This window comes from Roseateles koreensis (genome assembly GCF_028595305.1).
Classification (GTDB): domain Bacteria; phylum Pseudomonadota; class Gammaproteobacteria; order Burkholderiales; family Burkholderiaceae_C; genus Paucibacter_A; species Paucibacter_A koreensis.
Genome location: NZ_JAQQXS010000005.1, coordinates 267365 through 284637 on the forward strand (window position 1 = coordinate 267365; position 17273 = coordinate 284637).

The following is a 17273-nucleotide window of genomic DNA, read 5'->3' on the forward strand; positions in this document are numbered from 1 at the left end:
TTGGGCGATGCACGGGGGTCAGGCCCAAAACCCCCACGGGCTTTTGCGGATGGCTACCGAAACCATCCAGCCCACGGTTGCCAGCGCCGCCACCCAGGCGAGCCACCGCAGTGGCAGTGGACGCCCTGGTTTGAGCGCCACGGTGCCCAGGCCGATGTAGATGAGCAGACCGCATAGCTTGGCTGTTAGCCAGGGGGCATTGCCAGGGTGCAGGCGCAGCGTCCATGCCAGTGCCAAGGCGGACAGCAGCAAGGCGGTGTCCAACAGGTGCGGTAGGTTTTTTGCCGGGCGCCCGTGAACCCATGCGGCGCCCGTGAAGTGGCCCAGGCCGCGCGCAAAAAAGCCGGTGATCGACAAGGCGGCGGCACTTTGATGAATCGTTTTGAGGATCAGGTAGTCCATGGGTTTCAGTCGGGCGGCGTGGCAGCTCATCGGTTCAACTGGGTGGGCATTCTCCTCTCGGCGCGTTGGCCCGCATTTCCGGGAGGGGATTGGATGCAGGACGCTTGATGTGGGTCAGGCAGTAGCCCCGGCACCGGCGGGCCTTGGAGTTAGGGGGGAGGCTGCGCGCCGGGACGGGTCGGTTGCCGCATAAACTGACTCAAACAATCCGGAACACCATGTTGATTCTCACAAATACAAACTCGGCATATGCCGCGAAGGCCCTGGCGGGCGCGTTGCTGATGGGCGCCCAGGCGGCCATATCTGCGGCACCGGTGGCCGCCACAGCACCTGCTGCACCACCCACAGAGGCCCCCGCGGCCGATGACGAAGGGTTCATGGACCGTCAGGCCAAGTCGCCCTGGTTGTTGGTGCCCTTGGTCAGCAGCAGCCCCAAGCTGGGCAGTTCAGTCGGTGTGCTGGCGGGATATGTGACGCGCATGGATGACGCCTCGTCGCCCTCTATGCTGGCCGTGCAGGGGACCAAGTCGAACACCCAGTCGCAGGTGTTGGGGGTGGGCGGCAAGCTGTATTTCAACCAAAACCGGGACCGCTTGTTTGCCGCCGTGGGCATGGGCAATGCGCACAACGACTACCAGGATTTCAATGGCAGTGGCCAGCGGGTGGTTAGCGAAGACAAGCTGCACAGCGCCTTTGTGCGCTATATGCATCAGGTCGCCCCGGGCTGGTATCTGGGTGCGCAGGGCATTCGCGCGAACTACGAAGTCAATGGCGAAGATCCCGACTCGCAGAACGTGCTGGACCAGGCAGGTATTGTGGGCGTTACGTCCGCCGGTCTGGGCCTGATGGTCATGTTCGACGACCGAGACAATGTCAGCAATCCCCGCCAGGGCATGGTGGCGCAGTTGCACAATTTGGCCTATCGTGCTTCGCTGGGTGGTGACAGCGACTACGACGTGGTGAGTGGCGACGTTCGCACCTACCACCCGATGTCGCCGGAGCAGGTGCTGGCGGTGCATGCCCATGTGCGCTTGGCCTGGGACGCGCCCGGGTCCAGACAAAGCTCAGTCGACATGCGGGGCTATACGCAGGGCCAGTACCTGGGTCGCCATGCGGTGAGTGTCGAGCTTGAAGACCGCTACATGTTCCGCCCGCAATGGGGCGCCAAAGCTTTTGCTGGGCTCACCTGTTTGTTTGGCGATGGGCAGTCCTGCGATGCTGAACACCTGTACCCGATGGGCGGCGCGGGGGTTTTCTACGTCATCAAGCCCAAGGAGAACATGCTTGTCAGCGCCGAATTTGCTCAAGGCAAGAGCGGCAATCGCGGCTTCTATCTGCGTTTCGGCCACCCATTCTGATCCGGGGCGGCGCGGATTTTTGTTGATTTTCTGACTGTCTGGAGATTGTGTAATGCGTTATTTCATTGGACTGATTTCCCTGGCCGCTGCGGCGACATTGACCGCCTTGCCCGCCGCGGCCAAGAGCTGCAAAGATGAGATCGAGGAAACTCGCCAAACCATCAAGGATCACAAGGAAAACTACACGCTGGAGGCCCGCAACAAAGCGCAGGCCCATTTGCTGAAGGCCGAGGCCAATCTGGTCGACCTCAATCCGCTGCCGGACATGGACTGCTACAGCATGGTCCGCAAGGCGAAGGCTGATTTGCGCCAAGGCAAGAAAAAAGGCGGCAAGAAGAACCACGACTGACCGCATCCCCCCCTCGTGGGTGAAGCCGGCAAGAACTTGCGAAGGCCGTGCTCAGAGCCCGTCTTGATCGGTGTAGGGTGAGGCGTGGGGTGCAGCGTTCGGCGCGGAGTTGGCCGGCCGTTTCAACCAAGGGGCCAGGGCAACTTTGGCCAGTTGGGGCAGCAAGACGACCGACAGCACACCAGCCATCACCAGCGGACCGGATTCACTCGCCTTCATGTGCCCGCTGCGATCGGCGATTTCCGTCATGGCGACGATCAGCGACAGAGTGGTGGCACTGAGCAGGCTCAGGCCAAGCGCCTCCCGGCCCCGCATTTGCCAGAGTGCCAGCAGCAGTATCGGCAGATGCGCGAGCATCAGGCCGAGCAGGTAGAGGCCAGTCAGACGCAGCCCCTGTGCGCTGCCGAAAACCGCTGCCACGTCCAGTTTGAGGCCGCTGCAAACGAAGAACACCGGCACCAGAAAACCGAAGCCGATGCTGTCGAGCTTTTCCTGCAACAGGTGGGTCTTGGCGTCGTGCGTGAGCAAGCGGATGATCATGCCGGCTGCCAGGGTACCCAGGGCCAGGTCAAGGCCAAATTCTTCAGCCAGCCAGGCCAGCAGGCAGACCAAAAACATCGTGATCCTCACCGGCAATTGGCTGGCCTGGGTGAGTGTGCGCTGGAGTGCGTGGAGGTAACGCGGTATGGCAACGCGCCGGGCCAAAGCCCAGGCCAGTAGAAACACGATCAGCAAAAAGGCCAGCACTAAAAGGCTTTGCTGGCCGGCGCTTGCCCGCTCTGACAGCAGCACTGACATCAGCAAGATCGGCCCAAGCTCGCCCACGACGCCGGCTGCCATCACCCGCCGGCCAAAAAGTGTGTCCAGCGCCTCGGCGTCGCGCAGCATGGGCACCAGGATCCCCAGCGCGGTGGTGGAAAACGCGATACCCGCCACCAAGGCCGGCGTGCGCCCGCTCAGCCAGCCTTGCTGCAGTCCCAGCCAGGCCAGTCCCAGCCCGGCGCCAAGGCTCAGCAGCCACCCGGCCAGCGCCGAGCGCAGGGGTTGACCGTGAATGGCCGGCAGATCGATTTCGCAACCCGCCAGGAAAAACAGCATCGCCATGCCCATGCCGGCCAGCGCGTTGATTGATGCATCCAGGCTGACCCAAGCCAGCCCCTGCGGGCCCAACGCCACCCCCAGGGCCAGCTCCAGCACGACGGCCGGCAAGCGCAGTTTGCGCAGGCGCATGCCGATGACGGGAGCCGCAGCAGCAGCGCCGAGCACGATCAACAATGAGGGGGTGGCGAAAGACATGTGTCATGACCGAAGCGGGTGTGGACTGCCATCCTAACGGCGGAGCGTGGCCGCGGTACCCGCCAGGGCCGCAATGGCGGCCGCAGCTGCCCAAGATTTCAATGACGCCAGTCTGGCAGACTGTCGTGCTGCAACATGACCCACCGTGACGGACTTTCTGGCATGACGACTGACCCTATTTCTTTGCCCGCCTTCCCCCCCCGCGCCCTGATCTTCGATTTGGACGGTACCTTGATCGACACCCTGGGCGACTTTGTTGCGGTGCTGGGCCAGGTGTTGACCGAGTTGGGACTGCCGGTGGTTGATCGCCCGTTTGTCGAGTTGACCGTGGGGCAGGGCAGCGAGCATCTGATTCGCAGCACCTTGGCTGCTGTGGGGGGTGACCCCGCGCTATACCCGGACGCTTGGGCGCGTTACCAGGCGCACTACCAGGCGCTCAATGGTGAGTATTCAGACGTGTTTCCGGGCGTCGTTGAGGGCCTGGAAAATGCCCGCGCTCTGGGTCTGCCCATGGCCTGCGTGACCAATAAGCCGGTGGCGTTTGCCAAGGATTTGTTGCAACGCAAGGGCTTGGCCGGGTACTTTGAACATGTGTTCGGCGGAGACAGCTTTGAGCGGCGCAAGCCCGACCCCTTGCCGCTGCTGAAAAGCTGCGAGGCCTTGGGGTCGGCACCTGCCCAGACCTGGATGGTGGGCGATTCAAGCAACGACGCGCGGGCTGCGAACGGGGCCGGTTGCCCCGTGGTTTTGGTGAGTTATGGCTACAACCACGGCGAGCCGATTCGCACGGTACCGGCCTTGCAATATGTGGATCGACTGGACCAGATCCACTATTCCTGAGGTCGTCAGCGCTCTGCGCCTCGGCTGGAGCGTTTGATGCCCAGCAAGGCGTCTTTCAGGAAGTCGTCGGCGGGCGCTTTGCCCAGCCACACGCGTAGAAAAGCGGCATAGAACTCGGGCTCCTTGATCGGGGCGCCCTGGACCTTGCCGTTGAGCGAGATCACCGAACCGGTGCCGGGGATGTAGTCCACCCAGAAGTGTTCGCCAGCGCTGAGGCTTTTGCGGCTGGAGAAAACCTCACCCACACGCAGTACGCCGTTGATCGCCCGGGCGAATTCCTCGCGCGTGGCATTTTGTTCGATGCCTTTGGTGAACAACTTGCCCAACTCGGTGGCGTCTACCTCGCGCAGCATGGTGATGTGCAGGCGCTTGGGACTGTTGCTGGTCAACGCTGTTTCAGCGTTATCAGTTTTCTTGCCCAAGTAGAGGGCCGCCACATAAACCTTGAAGATGGCCTTGTAGCGCACGCCCGCGCCGTTGAGCGGCACCATCTGGCCGCCGATGTCGACTTGGGTATCGAGCTTGACCCCTGACACTTCGATGCTGGCTGGTGTTGCCGAATTTGTCGGTGTTTGGGCAACTGCCGCCGGTGTCAGGAGCGGGCTCCATGGTGCCAGTAAAGCCAGTGCTACTGCGATCAAGTTCACGCGCATTGCAAATCCTCCAACTCATCAAAGAGCCAACTCCTCGCGAGCGGGCGGGTTTTTGGCCAGCTTCGGGCTGGCAGTATCGGCCAAGAAGGGCGCCGCGAACAGCCAGCGTACCTTCGTCAAAACGTCATGCAAACCTTGCAATATCGCCAAGCTGCGTCGGCATTTGCCGCTGCTACACTCGCAACATGTTCATCACGCGCAAGCACATCAAAGGGTCGCATGACCGGGGAGCCTGGCCCTGGCGTCGTCACCTGCTCGACTTCATTCGCTGAAGCCGCTTGATGCTGCATGTCCGGGGCCGGTCAGACTGTGCCGCCCCTGACGCCAAATCCGAGCTGATGGCCCCGTCGAAAGGGGTTGGGTTCGTGAGAAATTTGTCAGCCAAGCGCCCTGAATCCAGCGGCGCGCCCTTCAAACCTTCACAGGGCGGCCGCGTAACTCGTACAAGGGTTTCGTGATGACTGAAATTGAATTCAAAAGCCTGGCCGCTCAGGGCTATAACCGCATTCCGTTGATCAGCGAAGCGTTTGCTGACCTCGAAACGCCCCTTTCCCTTTACCTCAAGCTGTGTGTCGGCGGCATCGGAGGCAGCAAAAACAGCTTTTTGCTGGAGTCGGTGGTGGGGGGCGAGCGGTTTGGGCGTTACTCCTTCATCGGCCTGCCGGCCCGCACTGTGTTGAAGAGCACCGGCCGTGTGACAGAGGTGCTGCATGAGGGGCAGGTGGTGGAGCGTCATGAGGGAGATCCGCTGGCCTTCATCGAGGCGTATCAAAAGCGCTTCAAGGTGGCGTTGCGCCCTGGCATGCCACGTTTTTGCGGCGGGCTGGCGGGCTACTTCGGTTACGACGCGGTCCGCTATATCGAGCCCAAGCTGGCCAAGACCGAGAAGCCCGGTGATATCGGTACCCCGGATGTCATGCTTTTGCAGTGTGAAGAGTTGGCGGTGATCGACAACCTTTCGGGCCGCCTGTATCTCATCGTCTACGCCGACCCCGCGCAGCCAGAGAGTTACTTCCGCGCGCAAAAGCGGCTGACCGGCCTCCGGGATCAGTTGACCTATAGCGTTAGCGCCCCGCAGGTCAAACGCGGCCAGGCGCATCCTGTGGAGCGCGAGTTCGCCAAGGCAGACTTTCTTGAGGGCGTGTTGAAGGCCAAGGAATACATTGCTGCGGGTGATGCCATGCAGATCGTGTTTGGCCAGCGCTTGCGCAAGCGTTATACCGAATCGCCACTGAGCCTGTACCGCGCGTTGCGCTCGCTCAATCCCAGCCCCTATATGTATTTCTATGACATGGGGGACTTCCAGATTGTGGGCGCCTCGCCGGAGATTCTGGTGCGTCAGGAGCGCACGGCGGAAGGGACGCAGGTGACGATACGTCCGCTGGCGGGTACGCGGCCACGCGGCGGCACGCACGAGAAGGATGTGGCGCTGGAGGCCGAGCTCAAGGCCGATCCCAAGGAGTTGGCCGAGCATTTGATGCTCATCGACTTGGCGCGCAACGACATTGGCCGCATCGCTAAGACGGGTTCCGTCAAGCTCAGTGATGCCTTTGCAGTCGAGCGTTACTCGCACGTCATGCACATCGTCTCCAACGTCGAGGGTGATCTGCGTGAGGGGCTGTCGAGCATGGATGTGTTCCGTGCCGCGTTCCCGGCTGGCACGCTCAGCGGCGCCCCCAAAATTCGCGCCATGGAAATCATCGACGAGTTGGAGCCCGTCAAGCGTGGCATCTATGGCGGTGCCTGCGGTTACCTTAGCTTTGCCGGCGATATGGACCTGGCCATCGCCATCCGCACCGGCGTGGTCAAGGATCAGACGCTGTATGTGCAAGCCGCTGCCGGCGTGGTGGCTGATTCAGTGCCTGAGATGGAATGGGCCGAAACCGAGCACAAGGCGCGTGCCTTGATCCGTGCCGCTGAACTCGTTGAGGAGGGCTTCTAAATGCTGCTGATGATCGACAACTACGACAGCTTCACCTTCAATCTGGTGCAGTACTTTGGCGAACTCGGCGCGGAGGTTAAGGTGGCCCGCAATGACGAAATCACGCTGGAAGAGATTGCGGCGCTCAAGCCCGACCAGCTGGTGCTTTCACCGGGCCCTTGCTCACCGGCTGAGGCGGGCATTTGCGTGCCGGCGATCCAGCATTTCATGGGCAAGCTGCCGATTCTGGGCGTTTGCCTTGGGCATCAAAGCATGGGCGCAGCGTTGGGCGGCAAGATCATCCGGGCCAAGACCCAGATGCACGGCAAGGCCAGCACCATCACGACCGACCAGAAGGGGGTGTTCAAGGGCCTGCCGCGTGAATTCAGCGTCATCCGCTATCACTCGCTGGTGATTGAGGAAGCCTCTTGCCCGAAGGAATTCGAGATCACAGCGCGCAGCGAAGACGGCGAAATCATGGGCGTGCGCCACCGTGAGCTGGCGGGCACGGCAACCCCAATGGAAGGGGTGCAGTTTCACCCCGAGTCCATCTTGTCAGAGCATGGGCATGCCATGCTGAAGAACTTCCTCATCGGGGCGCTATGAGCTTCGATTTGAATGCACAGGTGGGCGCTATGCCGGGCCGCCCCAAGCAAGCCCGCATCCCCTCGGGGGACTGCTCGGTGTACCCAGCGAGCGAGGGGCTGGCATGATTGTTGATCTCCGCAGCGACACTGTCACCCGACCCACGGAGGTCATGCGCGCGGCGATTGCCCGCGCTGAGGTGGGTGACGATGTGTTTGGCGACGATCCGACCGTGCTGGCGCTGCAGGCCCGGGTTGCAGCGCTGACGGGCATGGAGGCCGCGCTCTTCATGGCCTCCGGCACGCAGAGCAATTTGTGCGGCATGCTGGCGCATTGCCAGCGTGGGGATGAATACATCGTCGGCCAGCTCGCCCACACCTATCGCTACGAAGGGGGCGGTGCGGCCGTGCTGGGCAGCATCCAGCCCCAACCGCTGACGCAGGATGCGCAAGGCCAGATGGCTTTGGCTGATATTGCGGCCGCCATCAAGCCCGACGACCCGCACTTTGCCCGCACCCGCTTGCTGTGCCTGGAAAACACCTGGAACGGCCAGGTGATGCCCCACCCCTATCTGGCCGAAGCCACGGCCTTGGCGCGCCAGCACGGCCTAGCCTGCCATCTGGACGGTGCGCGCGTGTTCAACGCAGCGGCTGCCGATGCGGGGCCTGGCGGCGACGTATTTGCTGCGCTCCAACGCATCACGGCTTATTTCGACAGCGTGTCGGTCTGCTTCAGCAAGGGGCTGGGCGCGCCGGTGGGTTCGATGCTGTGTGGCTCCAAAGACCTGATTTCGCGTGCCCAGCGGGTGCGCAAGATGGTGGGCGGCGGCATGCGCCAAGTGGGCCTGCTGGCTGCCGCAGCCGACCATGCCCTGGACCACCATGTGATGCGCTTGCACGACGACCATGCGCTGGCCGCGCAGCTGGCCGAGGGCTTGCGCGAAATCCCGGGCTTGCGCGTGCGCTCGGCCGCCACCAACATTGTTTTTGTGGATGTGGCGGATGGGCGGGGCGCCGATTTGCTGGCGCACTTGAAGGCGCGCGGTATCTGGGCCACGGGCTTGATTGGCCTGCGCTTTGTGACCCACCTGGGCGTGGACCGCGAAGGCATTTCCCGTACCCTGGCCGCCGTGCGCGAATTCTTCGCCGAGCCGGGTCGTGCAGCGGCGCCTGCTGCTGCGGCTGGCCCTTACTGATCTGATTCTTGGCAGGAAATCTGGAGTGAACCCCATGCCCATCACCAATGCAGAAGCACTGACCCGCGTCATCGAACATCGCGAAATTTTTCACGACGAAATGCTGGCGCTGATGCGACGCATCATGGCGGGCGAGATGTCGCCCGTGATGGCCTCGGCCTTGTTGATTGGCCTGCGCGTCAAGAAGGAAACCATTGGCGAAATCGCGGCCGCTGCGCAGGTGATGCGCGAGCTGTCGAACAAGGTGCCGGTGCCGGCCTCAAAGCATCTGGTCGATGTGGTGGGCACAGGCGGCGATGGCGCTCACACCTTCAATATCTCGACGTGCTCGATGTTTGTGGCTGCGGCCGCTGGCGCACAAGTCGCCAAGCACGGCAACCGCAGCGTTTCCAGCAAGACCGGCAGCGCCGATGTGCTGGAAGCCCTGGGCGCCAACATCATGCTGAGCCCCGCGCAGGTGGCGCAAAGCGTGCTGGAGACCGGCATCGGTTTCATGTTCGCGCCCAATCACCACCCGGCGATGAAGAACATCGCCCCGGTGCGCAAGGAGTTGGGCGTGCGCACGATCTTTAACATCCTGGGGCCGCTGACCAATCCGGCGGGTGCGCCCAACATCTTGATGGGGGTGTTCCACCCTGATCTGGTGGGCATTCAGGTGCGGGTGATGCAGCGCCTGGGCGCCGAGCACGCAGTGGTGGTGTACGGCAAAGACGGTATGGATGAAATCTCGCTGGGCGCCTCGACCCTGGTGGGGGAGTTGAAGGACGGAGCCGTGCGCGAGTACGAGATTCATCCAGAAGATTTTGGCTTGGCGATGGTGTCCAACCGCTCGCTCAAAGTGGCGGGCCCGGAAGAGTCCCGCACCATGTTGATTGGTGCTCTGAACAATGAAGCCGGCGCCGCGCGCGACATCGTGCTGTTGAACGCCGGCGCCACGCTGTACGCCGCCAATGTGGCCGACTCGATCGCCGACGGCATCAGCATGGCGCGCATTGTGGTGGCCAATGGCGCTGCACGCGCCAAGCTGGATGAATTCGTGGCCGCCACGCAGCGGCTGGGCGGCACCGCCTGAACCTGACCCTGACCCTGGAAGCCAAGCAAGATGTCTGACATCCTCCGCCGCATCGTCGCGGTCAAACATGAAGAAATGAAGGCGGCTCGCCAGGCACGCTCACTCGCCAGCCAGCGCGAAGAGGCAGAGGCCCGCCTGGATACGCGGGGCTTTGAAGCGGCCTTGCGCGCCAAGATTGCGGCGGGCCGCAGTGCGGTCATCGCTGAAATCAAGAAGGCCAGCCCCAGCAAAGGCGTGCTACGGGAAGATTTTCGGCCTGCCGATATCGCTCGCAGTTATGCCGCGCACGGTGCTGCCTGCCTGAGCGTGTTGACGGATGCACAGTTCTTCCAGGGCGCGCAAGCCTATCTGGAGCAGGCCCGTGCCGCCTGCGCCTTGCCGGTGCTGCGCAAAGACTTCATGGTTGACGAGTACCAAGTGTTCGAAGCGCGGGCCATGGGCGCGGACTGCATCCTGCTGATCGCCGCCTGCCTGGACGACGCGCAGATGGCCGATCTTGAGGCCATTGCCCATGGCCTCAAGATGGACGTGCTGGTGGAGGTTCACGACGGTGTCGAGTTGGAGCGCGCCCTGCGCTTGAAGACGCCGCTGGTGGGCATCAACAACCGCAATCTGCGCACCTTTGAAGTGACGCTGGACACCACGCTGGGCCTGCTGAACCGCGTACCGCCGGACAAACTGCTGGTGACCGAAAGCGGCATTCTCGGCCCCGCCGATGTGCAGAAAATGCGCGCCGCCCAGGTGCATGCCTTTCTGGTCGGCGAGGCCTTTATGCGGGCGCCTGAGCCCGGCGAGGCCTTGGCGGCCTTGTTCGATGCATGAGTCGGTCATGAACTGGGGCGCACCGCTGGACGCCGGCTGGCAGCCGCTGTTGGCGGCTTGGCGCAGCAGCCCCGCGGGCGTCTCGCTAACGCGTTATTTGGACGAGCGCTACCGCGCTGGTGCGGTGATTTATCCGCCCGACCCTTTGCTCGCCCTGCGGCTCACGCCGCTTGCGCAATGCCGGGTGGTGATCTTGGGGCAAGACCCGTACCACGGCGCGGGCCAAGCCGAGGGCCTGGCGTTTTCAGTCGGACCGGGGCAGAAGTTTCCGCCCAGCTTGCGCAATATCTTCAAGGAGCTGCAGCGCGATCTGGGCCAGCAGCCGCCCATGGAAGGGTCGCTCAAGGCCTGGGCTGCGCGCGGCGTGCTTTTGCTCAACACGGTGCTGACGGTGGAAGACGGCGCGCCCGCCAGCCACGCCGCTTATCAAAAGGGCGGGGGCTGGGAGTCATTCACCGATGCCTTGATCCAGGCAGTGGCGCAGAACCCCGCGCCCAAGGTCTTCATGCTCTGGGGCGCCCATGCCCAGGCCAAAGCGCCCTTGATCCAGTCAGCAGGGCAGGGCGCGCACTTGATTTTGCAAGCCAATCACCCTTCGCCTCTCTCGGCCTTGCGCCCGCCGCTGCCCTTCATTGGCTGCGGGCATTTCTCGCAAGCGCAAGCTTGGCTGCGGGAGCGGGGCTTGGCGCTGGATTGGGAGTTGAGCGCGTCTTTGGATGCACCGGCGGGCCCATCTTTGGGCACGTAGGCAGCGACCGCCCGATTCTTCTATATTCCTCCAAACGCCGTGTCTGGACGGTAGCCGCGCAAGCGTAAAAATTAATGAACAACAGCCAACGCAAAATTCCCATCCGCAGCCCCGAAGAAATCGCCAAAGCGCGCGAGGCTGGTCACTTGGCCGCGCAGGTGCTGAACATGATCACGCCCTTCGTCAAGCCGGGCGTGAGCACCGAGGCGCTGGACGACCTCTGCCGCGAATACATCGTCAACGAGTTGGGCGTGACGCCGGCCAATATCGGCTATCACGGCTACACCAAGACTTTGTGCACCTCGGTCAACCATGTGGTGTGCCACGGTATTCCCTCGCCGACCAAGATCTTGAAGAAGGGCGACATCGTCAATCTGGACGTGGCGCTCATCAAGGATGGCTGGTTTGGCGACACCAGCCGCATGTACCTGGTGGGCGAGCCGAGTCCCATGGCGCGGCGTTTGGTCAACACCTGCTACGAGGCCATGGTGGCTGGCATCCGCGTGGTCAAGCCCGGTGCCACGCTGGGCGATGTGGGGCACGCGATCCAGAGCGTGGCCCACCGCGATGGTTTCAGTGTGGTGCGCGAGTACGGTGGCCACGGCATTGGCACGATCTATCACGACGAGCCGCACGTGCTGCATTACGGCAAGCGCGGCGAAGGTGTGCGGCTGGAGGAGGGCATGATCTTTACCATTGAGCCCATGATCAACGCGGGCAAGCGCGACATCAAGGACATGGCCGATGGCTGGACGGTGGTGACCCGCGACCATTCCCTCTCCGCCCAGTGGGAGCATATGGTGGCGGTGACGCCCTCAGGCTTCGAGGTGCTGACGCCCTGGCCGGACGGTACGGGCAGCTATCCGGCCATCACCGGATAAGCGTCAGCAGGTTCAAGCTCAGGCCCGCTGGCTTGGGCTTTGCGCACTGAGGCCCTGCACGGTCAGCCGCTCCAATTCGTTGCGCAAGGCCAGGTGCTGCCAGAGGTGGTTCAGGGCACCTGCGAGGTCCCCTTGTTGCTCCAGCAGGCGCGCCAGGCGCAGATGGGCCTGGCTTTCTTGCGGGCGTGAGTGGATGCGCCGGGCGAGGTTCAGGCCATGCTCGGCACTGCGCACGGCACCGGTAAAGTCGCCGCGTGCCAGGGCGATGTCGGTCCAGGTCTGGCTGGCCACGCTCTCCAGCCAGCTGTGGCCCAGCTTGCCGGCGATGTTGAGGGCGTTGCGGCAGTCGGTGGTGGCCCAGTCGAGGCGCCCACGTGCCAGCGCTGCGCGGGCGAGATGCCAATGGGCTTCGGCCTCGTACTCGCGGTGATGGCCGTTGCGGGCGGCGGCCAGGCCGTGGCTGAAGTGGCGCTCGGCGTCGTCCAGGCGCGCACATTCGAAATAACCGACGCCGATGTTCAGCGCCAATTTGCTGCGCAGATAGGTGTCTTGTTGCGGCCCCAGCAGCTCAGCTGCTTCGCGATGAACATGGCGCCCCTCATCCCAGGCCGCCATGGCGTAATGGATTTGCCCTAGGCCAATGCGCGCCGCCACGCCCAGCCATACATCACCCGTTTGGCGGCTCAGGTGGATGGCGTGGTTCCATTGCGCGGCCGCTTCGGCGTACTCGCCTTGCTGGTAGGCCAGGCGCCCCAGTGCCTCGCTGATGCGCGCCTCTTGCAAGGGCAGGCCGGCGGCATCGCGGCGGGCATGGACCAATTGCCGTTGCAACTCCAGCGCCCGGCCACGGTGTTCCAGCAGATAAAAGCGCGCGTACAGCGCGTCCAGCGCGGCACCCAACTCATGGGCGGCGCGGTACCGTTGTTCCAGCGCTTCGAGGCGATAGAGCGCGCTTTGTGGGTGGCGCTCGGCGATGCGGGCCAGGCGTTGCAGCAGATCGGCGCCGGGGTCAGCGGCAGCAAGAAAGTTCACGTCAAACGCACTCCATGGGATAGGGCTGCAAGGATAGCCGGATGTCGCGCCCTGGGACGCATTCCGGGCGAGTTCACTTGGTGCTTAACTGGTATGGCTCGAGGCGCGGGTCGATTGAATCACAAGTCGGAGAACTGAATGCTCAATACGGGTAGAACACCGGTTGACGGCGGCTCTATTTTGGTACTAGACTGGTATTAATATGAATACGACCACTCTTTGCCCGCTTGGTGCTGACTCTGCCCTGGCCTCGACGCGCTTTTTGCTCGGTGTGGATGGTGGCGGCACGGGCACCCGGGTGCGCTTGAGCGATCTGCAAGGCCAATGCCTGGGTCAAGGCGAGGCGGGCCCATCAGCGCTGGGCCAAGGCGCCGAGCAAGCTTGGCGGCATATCCAGCAAGCGGCACAGCAAGCGGCGCTGAATGCCGGGTTGCCGGCGCTGGATTGGTCGCAGATGGCGGTGGGCTTGGGCATGTCGGGCTCCAGTGTCACGCATCTGGTGGAGGCGTTCATGGCGCAGCAACCGGGCTGTGCGCTGCTGGCTTTGGACAGTGACGGCTTCACCACGGTGCTTGGCGCCCACGGCGGGCAAGCGGGTGCGGTCGTGGCGGCTGGCACCGGATCGATCGGCGAGGCCTTGCGGCGCGATGGCTCGCGGGCCTGCATCAGCGGCTGGGGCTGGATTTGCGGCGACGAAGGCAGCGGCGCATGGCTTGGCCTCAAGGCCATGCGGCATGCGCAGCAGGCCATGGACGGCCGTGCAGTGGTCGGCACCCTGGCACGCGCGGTGTGGGCTGTTGCCGGCCATGACCGGGAGGCCGTTTTGGCCTGGTGCGCACAGGCGGGCCAAGCGGGTTATGCCAGCCTGGCGCCGGTGGTGTTTGAGCATCGGGGCGGCGACGGGATGGCGGCGGCCTTGGTGCAGGAGGCGGTCATCGAGTTGGAGCGGCTGGCCATGGCCTTGGACCCGGCGGGTGATCTGCCCCTGGCTTTGTGCGGCAGCGTGGCCTTGCGGCTGGCGCCGGATTTCTCAGGCACCATTGCCGGCCGTTGCGTTTCGCCCCAGGGTGATTCTGCCGACGGTGCGCTGCATCTTGTGCGCAGCGCTCTTCAACGTTTGAGAACTTGACGCCATGCCTTTCAAATTCAAACCCGACCCCGACGCGGCGTCTCCGCTGTACATGCAGCTGGCCCAAAAGCTGGCGCAGGCGATCCGCGAGGGCCAGTTTCTGGCCGATGAGGCCTTGCCTTCCGAGCGCGTGCTCTCCGATTCGCTGGAAATCTCCCGCGTCACCGCGCGCAAAGCCATCGACCGGCTGGTCGAGCAGGGCATGATCGTGCGCAAGCGCGGTTCGGGCAATTACATCGCCCCCAAGCTGGAGCAGCCGCTGTCGCGCCTGACCAGCTTTTCAGAAGAATTGCAGCAGCGCGGCTTCAAGCCGGGCTCGCGGTGGTTGACGCGCTCGTTCACGCCGGCCGCGCCGGATGAGCAACTCAGCCTGGGCTTGAGCACCGGCTCGCGGGTGGCGCGGCTGGAGCGTTTGCGCCTGGCCGACACCGTGGTGATGGCTTACGAGGTGAGTGTGTTGCCCGAGGCGGTGTTGCCCGATCCGGAGGCCGTTGAGGCCTCGCTGTACGAACATTTGCAGGCCCTGGGCGGGGCGCCGGTGCGCGCACTGCAGCACATCCGCGCCATCAATGCCGATTCGAAATTGGCGGGCTTGCTGGAGGTGCCTGTGGGGCAGGCGGTGTTGTTCATCACGCGTGTGGGCTATCTGGAATCGGGGCATGCCGTTGAGCTGACCCATTCCTATTGCCGCAGCGATTACTACGATTTTGTGGCCGAAATGCGGCGCGAGGCTTAGGCGGGGATAGGGGCAGGGATGGGGGATTTTCAACAAGTTGAAGGCTATGTGCTGACGCCGCAAGGCTTTGTGCGCGGCCGTCTTGACATCAGCGGCGGACGCATTGCGGCCATTCATGGCGAGCCGGTTTCGGAGGCCCAGGTCAGGCACGATCCGCAAGCCTTGCCGATCGTGCTGCCCGGCTTCATCGACGTGCATGTGCACGGCGGCGGCGGGCACGACACCATGGAGGGCGGCGATGCCGCCCGGCAGATCTCCCGGCTGCATGTGCGTCACGGTACCACCTCGATGCTGGCTACCACCATGACCGCGCCGATGGATGAGATCCGCGCCGCGATGTCAGCGCTGGCTGAGGTCTGCCGCGAGCGCGACCCCCAAGGCGCGCGCGTGTTGGGGGTGCACCTGGAAGGGCCCTACATCAACCCCGGCAAGCTGGGCGCACAGCCTGACTTTGCCAAGCCCGCCGCCATGACCGAAGTGCGGGAGTTGCACGCGTTGGCACCCATTCGCCTGATCACCATCGCGCCCGAGCTGCCGGGCAATCTGGACCTGATCACCGAGCTGCGTGCTGCGGGCTACCAGGTGCAGATCGGCCACACCTTGGGCACTTATGAGGACGGCGTAGCCGCCTTGTCGCACGGTGCACAAGGGTTCACGCACCTGTTCAATGCGATGACGGGCCTGCATCACCGCGAGCCCGGAATGGTGGGCGCCGCCCTGGCGCATGCGCGTTATGCCGAGATCATTCCGGACCTGCTGCACGTGCACCCCGGCGCGATCCGCGTGGCGCTGCGCTCGATTCCCTGCATGTTCTGCGTGACCGACTCTACGGCGGCCGCGGGCCAGCCCGATGGCCAGTACAAGCTGGGGCGCCATACGGTGACCAAATGCATGGGCGGCGTGCGCCTGCCCGATGGCACCTTGGCTGGCAGCACCCTGACGATGGACCAGGCGCTGCGCAACTTGGTCGGCATGGGTTTGGAGATTGCGGACGCCTCGCGGCGCGTGTCCAGCCATGCAGCGGAATATTTGGGTTTGAGTGATCGGGGTCAGTTGACCGTTGGCGCTTGGGCGGACTTGGTGGTGTTGGACCGTGAGCTGCAGCTGCAGCGGGTGGTTGTTGAAGGAGAAGAAATTGACCTCGCTTGATAACTTGCGCACGCGCATGCTCGAAGAAGCGCTGAGCGCGCCTGACGCCATCGAGCGCCAGTTGGCGCATGACCAAAACGCCTATGCCGACCTGGGTGCCGCCCTGCGCGAGCAGCCGCCTACGGCCTTGTTGACCGTGGCACGGGGCAGCTCCGACCACGCAGCCCATTACATGGCTTACCTGATGATGGCGCGCATGGGCCGCCTGGTGACCTCTTTGCCGATGTCGCTGGTGACGCTGTATCAAAGCAAGATCGCCTGCGACGGCCTGGTGTCCCTGGCCTTCTCGCAATCGGGCCAAAGCCCTGATCTGGTGGCGCCAACGAAGTTCTTCCGCGCTGGCGGTGCACGCACCGTGGCCTTCGTGAACGCCGACGCATCGCCGCTGGCCGAGGCTTCGCAATATGTGTTCCCTCTGCATGCCGGCCCGGAAAACAGCGTGGCCGCCACCAAGAGCTACATCGCCCAACTGGTGGCCGGTGCCCGCGTGGTGGCCGCCTGGAGCGGTGATGAAGACCTGCAGGCCGCCTTGCAGCAACTGCCCGTGGCTCTGCGTGAAGCCGCAGCACAACGCTGGGACGTGGCGGTCGATGTACTGAAGGGCGCCGACAAACTGTTTGTGATCGGACGCGGCACGGGCCTGGCCATCGCGCAAGAAGCTGCGCTGAAATTCAAGGAAACCTGTGGCATTCAGGCCGAGGCGTTCTCGGGCGCTGAAGTCAAGCACGGCCCCATGGCGTTGGTGGATGCCGGCTACCCCATGCTGGTGTTCGCCCCGCGCGGGCCGGCACAGGCCGGTTTGCTGGCGCTGGCCGAAGAAATGCGAGGCCGTGGCGCCCGCGTGCTGTTGGCCGCGCCGGCCGGCACGCCCGGTGCCGAGCTGACCCTGAGCTGCACCGGCAACGAAGACCTGGACCCGATCGCCGCGATCCAGAGCTTCTACCCCATGGTTGAAGCCCTGGCGCGCGCACGCGGTCGCAACCCTGACCAGCCCCCGCATCTGGCCAAGGTGACCAAGACGAACTGAGCCAAGGTATGAAAGGACGCTCGATGAGCGAGTGAGAGGCCCACTTTCACTCGTTTTGGGAGTCCTTCGTCTGCTGAT

The 17273-nt window shown here is 63.7% G+C and carries 18 protein-coding genes; 14 read left to right on the plus strand and 4 right to left on the minus strand.

What is annotated here, in order from left to right; translation table 11 throughout:
* Nucleotides 1–18: 18 nt before the first annotated feature.
* A complete protein-coding gene (locus PRZ01_RS07530; RefSeq protein ID WP_273596155.1) occupies nt 19–432 on the minus strand; it encodes a SirB2 family protein in 414 nt (137 codons plus the stop codon).
* A gap of 188 nt (nt 433–620) precedes the next feature.
* Here PRZ01_RS07530 and PRZ01_RS07535 point away from each other — a divergent pair, with 188 nt between their 5' ends.
* Together PRZ01_RS07535 and PRZ01_RS07540 are read left to right on the plus strand one after the other, a co-directional pair.
* Nucleotides 621–1760 carry a BamA/TamA family outer membrane protein gene (locus PRZ01_RS07535; RefSeq protein WP_273596156.1) on the plus strand — a complete coding sequence of 380 codons (1140 nt, stop codon included), beginning with the start codon at nt 621–623 and terminating at the stop codon, nt 1758–1760.
* Nucleotides 1761–1812: 52 nt separating this feature from the next.
* Nucleotides 1813–2109, plus strand: coding sequence for a hypothetical protein (locus PRZ01_RS07540; protein WP_273596157.1), 297 nt, complete (start codon nt 1813–1815; stop codon nt 2107–2109).
* 51 nt (nt 2110–2160) lie between these two features.
* Here PRZ01_RS07540 and PRZ01_RS07545 read toward each other — a convergent pair whose 3' ends face one another.
* Nucleotides 2161–3405, minus strand: coding sequence for a cation:proton antiporter (locus PRZ01_RS07545; protein WP_273596158.1), 1245 nt, complete (start codon nt 3403–3405; stop codon nt 2161–2163).
* A 162-nt stretch (nt 3406–3567) separates the two neighbouring features.
* On the opposite strand from PRZ01_RS07545, the gene gph reads away from it, so the two are divergent.
* Nucleotides 3568–4245, plus strand: a complete 678-nt coding sequence (gene gph / locus PRZ01_RS07550; protein WP_273596159.1) for a phosphoglycolate phosphatase — start codon at nt 3568–3570, stop codon at nt 4243–4245.
* A gap of 5 nt (nt 4246–4250) precedes the next feature.
* On the opposite strand, the gene PRZ01_RS07555 is transcribed toward gph, so the two are convergent.
* On the minus strand, nt 4251–4898 hold the full coding sequence (locus PRZ01_RS07555) for a chalcone isomerase family protein (protein WP_273596160.1): 648 nt from the start codon (nt 4896–4898) through the stop codon (nt 4251–4253).
* Between the two features lie 454 nt (nt 4899–5352).
* Here PRZ01_RS07555 and trpE point away from each other — a divergent pair, with 454 nt between their 5' ends.
* The 7 genes from trpE to map all read left to right on the plus strand — a co-directional run bounded on the left by trpE (nt 5353) and on the right by map (nt 12122).
* A complete protein-coding gene (trpE, locus tag PRZ01_RS07560; RefSeq protein WP_273596161.1) occupies nt 5353–6840 on the plus strand; it encodes an anthranilate synthase component I in 1488 nt (495 codons plus the stop codon).
* Nucleotides 6841–7425 carry an aminodeoxychorismate/anthranilate synthase component II gene (locus PRZ01_RS07565; protein ID WP_273596162.1) on the plus strand — a complete coding sequence of 195 codons (585 nt, stop codon included), beginning with the start codon at nt 6841–6843 and terminating at the stop codon, nt 7423–7425.
* A 103-nt stretch (nt 7426–7528) separates the two neighbouring features.
* Nucleotides 7529–8599: a low-specificity L-threonine aldolase gene (ltaE, locus tag PRZ01_RS07570; RefSeq protein ID WP_273596163.1), complete on the plus strand. Its 1071-nt coding sequence runs from the start codon at nt 7529–7531 to the stop codon at nt 8597–8599.
* A 34-nt stretch (nt 8600–8633) separates the two neighbouring features.
* Nucleotides 8634–9671, plus strand: a complete 1038-nt coding sequence (gene trpD / locus PRZ01_RS07575; protein WP_273596164.1) for an anthranilate phosphoribosyltransferase — start codon at nt 8634–8636, stop codon at nt 9669–9671.
* Nucleotides 9672–9701: 30 nt separating this feature from the next.
* Entirely contained in the window at nt 9702–10493 is a 792-nt protein-coding gene (trpC, locus tag PRZ01_RS07580; protein WP_273596165.1) for an indole-3-glycerol phosphate synthase TrpC, read from the plus strand.
* A 7-nt stretch (nt 10494–10500) separates the two neighbouring features.
* Complete coding sequence (locus PRZ01_RS07585) at nt 10501–11241, plus strand: uracil-DNA glycosylase (protein WP_273596166.1); 741 nt, start codon at nt 10501–10503, stop codon at nt 11239–11241.
* 74 nt (nt 11242–11315) lie between these two features.
* Nucleotides 11316–12122 (plus strand): type I methionyl aminopeptidase, encoded by an 807-nt coding sequence (gene map, locus PRZ01_RS07590; protein WP_273596167.1) that lies wholly within the window; start codon nt 11316–11318, stop codon nt 12120–12122.
* Between the two features lie 18 nt (nt 12123–12140).
* On the opposite strand, the gene PRZ01_RS07595 is transcribed toward map, so the two are convergent.
* Complete coding sequence (locus PRZ01_RS07595; RefSeq protein ID WP_273596168.1) at nt 12141–13154, minus strand: tetratricopeptide repeat protein; 1014 nt, start codon at nt 13152–13154, stop codon at nt 12141–12143.
* Nucleotides 13155–13356: 202 nt separating this feature from the next.
* Between PRZ01_RS07595 and PRZ01_RS07600 the strand changes: the two genes are divergently transcribed.
* The 4 genes from PRZ01_RS07600 to PRZ01_RS07615 are packed head-to-tail and all read left to right on the plus strand — an operon-like array spanning nt 13357 to nt 17195.
* Complete coding sequence (locus PRZ01_RS07600; RefSeq protein ID WP_273596169.1) at nt 13357–14283, plus strand: glucosamine kinase nucleotide-binding domain-containing protein; 927 nt, start codon at nt 13357–13359, stop codon at nt 14281–14283.
* A 4-nt stretch (nt 14284–14287) separates the two neighbouring features.
* Nucleotides 14288–15019, plus strand: coding sequence for a GntR family transcriptional regulator (locus PRZ01_RS07605; protein ID WP_273596170.1), 732 nt, complete (start codon nt 14288–14290; stop codon nt 15017–15019).
* Between the two features lie 18 nt (nt 15020–15037).
* Entirely contained in the window at nt 15038–16168 is a 1131-nt protein-coding gene (gene nagA, locus PRZ01_RS07610; RefSeq protein WP_273596172.1) for an N-acetylglucosamine-6-phosphate deacetylase, read from the plus strand.
* A gap of 16 nt (nt 16169–16184) precedes the next feature.
* Nucleotides 16185–17195: an SIS domain-containing protein gene (locus PRZ01_RS07615; RefSeq protein ID WP_273596188.1), complete on the plus strand. Its 1011-nt coding sequence runs from the start codon at nt 16185–16187 to the stop codon at nt 17193–17195.
* The last annotated feature ends 78 nt before the right edge of the window (nt 17196–17273 follow it).